At 59.8% G+C, this 2,001-nt stretch carries 3 protein-coding genes; all 3 read right to left on the reverse strand.

What is annotated here, in order from left to right; genetic code table 11:
• Window positions 1-153: 153 nt before the first annotated feature.
• Window positions 154-861 (reverse strand): hypothetical protein, encoded by a 708-nt coding sequence (locus RR842_RS02550; protein ID WP_332513200.1) that lies wholly within the window; start codon window positions 859-861, stop codon window positions 154-156.
• 3 nt (window positions 862-864) lie between these two features.
• Entirely contained in the window at window positions 865-1,722 is an 858-nt protein-coding gene (locus RR842_RS02555) for an ABC transporter ATP-binding protein (RefSeq protein WP_332728930.1), read from the reverse strand.
• Window positions 1,715-2,001, reverse strand: a 287-nt coding sequence (locus tag RR842_RS02560; protein WP_332520938.1) for a GntR family transcriptional regulator, incomplete at its 5' end; no start/stop codon positions are given. The genes RR842_RS02560 and RR842_RS02555, both read right to left, overlap by 8 nt.

The raw sequence follows: 2,001 nt of genomic DNA on the forward strand, positions 1-2,001 counted from the left end.
GTGCGTGCCTGCGGCATATCCCTTGTGCTAACACAATAATAACATACATTTGTTCGCTTTATCAAAGAAATCGAGGCATTCGTCAAAGAAAAGGAAAGCGCGACGCACTTGCAGGGGAAACGTTCTTTTGCCGTAACGCTGCAGGCAGTCACGCTACGCGCGTACTTCGACATGCTTGACCACAAAGTATCCTGCCAGCACTGCCAGCACGACGGCGACGGCGAACGGGAACAGCGCACGCGTCGGGTCTGCGCCCGCGGCCGTTACACCGAACAGGCCGGCTGTGCCTTCTGCCAGAGGAAGAATGTTGCCGAACAGGGCCTCGCAGATCGCCGGGATCACCAATAACGCCAGAATAGCGACCGCAGCCAAGCCGGCAAGAAACCACTTCTTCCCCACCTTCACGCGCACGATGGCTAGGGCCAGCGCCGTGAGCGCGGCGGCGAGGTTCGCTCCGAACATCCACGCAAAATCAACCAGCACCCCCAGGCTCTGAAGGCCGTACAAGCCCGCCGCAAAAGACGACGAGCCCATCCATACAGGCCCGAACGCATGAGCGCAGGCCACTTCAATCAGCGACGCGAGCAAAGCCATCGTCGCAAACGCAACCGCAGAACTCGCGTACACTTGCGTGCGCGTCAAACCCATGTGCAGCAAGTATTTCATGTCGTCCGAAAACAGGGACAAAGGCAACCGGAACAGCAAGACGACGACAAGGAAGCCCAAGATGGACATCTGAAACCACGTACCCCCTGCAAGGATGCAGACAGCCACGACCACCGCACCGACGATAACGCAGAATGCAACTGCGCTTTGCAGCAGTTCGACCAGCTGATAGCGCAAAGCAGCCTTGAACTTCATAGCTCAGCCCTCCTTGTCGGTCAGTTCGACGAACAGCTTCTGCAGAGACATCGGAGCAATATCGAGACGCTCGCCCGTCCGCGCCGCATCCGGCTTGCCCATGAGGTAGGCTACTGACAAGCCGCCAACCGCCTCGATACCCAGCACCTCCAGCCCTTGGCAGTACGCTTCGACATCCGCCGTGCGACCGGACACGCTGTAGCCGCTCGACCGCAGGTCGTCTGCCGACGACTGCAACAGCACGCGCCCGTGGTCGATAACCACCACCTGCTCCACCAGGTTCGCTATCTCTTCGATAAGGTGCGTAGCCACGACCACCGTGCGCTGTTTCTCCAGGTAGTCCTCCAGCAACAGCTTGTAGAACAGCTCGCGATGGTTGGCGTCGAGCCCCAGTACCGGCTCGTCCAGCAGCAGGTACGGCGCGTCGGTTGCCAGGGCTGCGACCAACTGGCAGATGGAGCGGTAGCCGGTGGAGAGCGCGGCGACCTTGGCCTTGACATCCAGCCCGAACGCCTGCGCAAAGCGAGCGGCCGCGCGGGAGTCGAAACCCTTATGGAAGCGTGCCATCTGCCCCAGCAGGTCGTCGACATACATCGACTCGGGATACATGCGCACATCGCTCACACAGAACACCTTCGCCAGCGCGGACGGATTGTCTGCAACCGGTTCACCGTCGACCAGCACCTGTCCCGACGTAGGCAGCAACCGATTCGAAGCGATTCCCAGCAGCGTCGACTTGCCCGCTCCGTTGCGCCCGAGCAGCGCGTGTAGCTTGCCGTATTCCAGCGAAAACGACACGCTGTCGAGCGCAACCGTCTTCCCGAAGCGTTTCCCCACCGCATCGACCCTCAGCTCACGCATGATCGTATCCCTTCTCGACAAGACCAACGACCTGCTCTTTCGTCAGGTGGAGTTTCTGCGCCTCCGCAATGAGCGCCTCTACGTAGCGCTCGAAGAAATCGCCTTGCCGCTTGACGCGAATCTTGTCGGCCGCATCCTTTTCTACGTACATGCCCAGCCCCCTTCTCTTGTAGATGATGCCTCCGTCCACGAGGATGTTCATTCCTTTGAGAACGGTGTGGGGATTGATGCCGAGCAAAGCCGAAACCTCGTTCGTCGAAGGAATGCGATCGCCTTCGG

The sequence above is a fragment of the Gordonibacter sp. genome (assembly GCF_036667095.1).
GTDB lineage: Bacteria > Actinomycetota > Coriobacteriia > Coriobacteriales > Eggerthellaceae > Gordonibacter.

What these genes read in the sequence shown, in the direction of transcription:
- RR842_RS02550 (WP_332513200.1), bottom strand. Translation starts at nt 861, where the DNA reads ATGAAGTTCAAGGCTGCTTTGCGCTATCAGCTGGTCGAACTGCTGCAA.
- RR842_RS02555 (WP_332728930.1), bottom strand. Translation starts at nt 1,722, where the DNA reads ATGCGTGAGCTGAGGGTCGATGCGGTGGGGAAACGCTTCGGGAAGACG.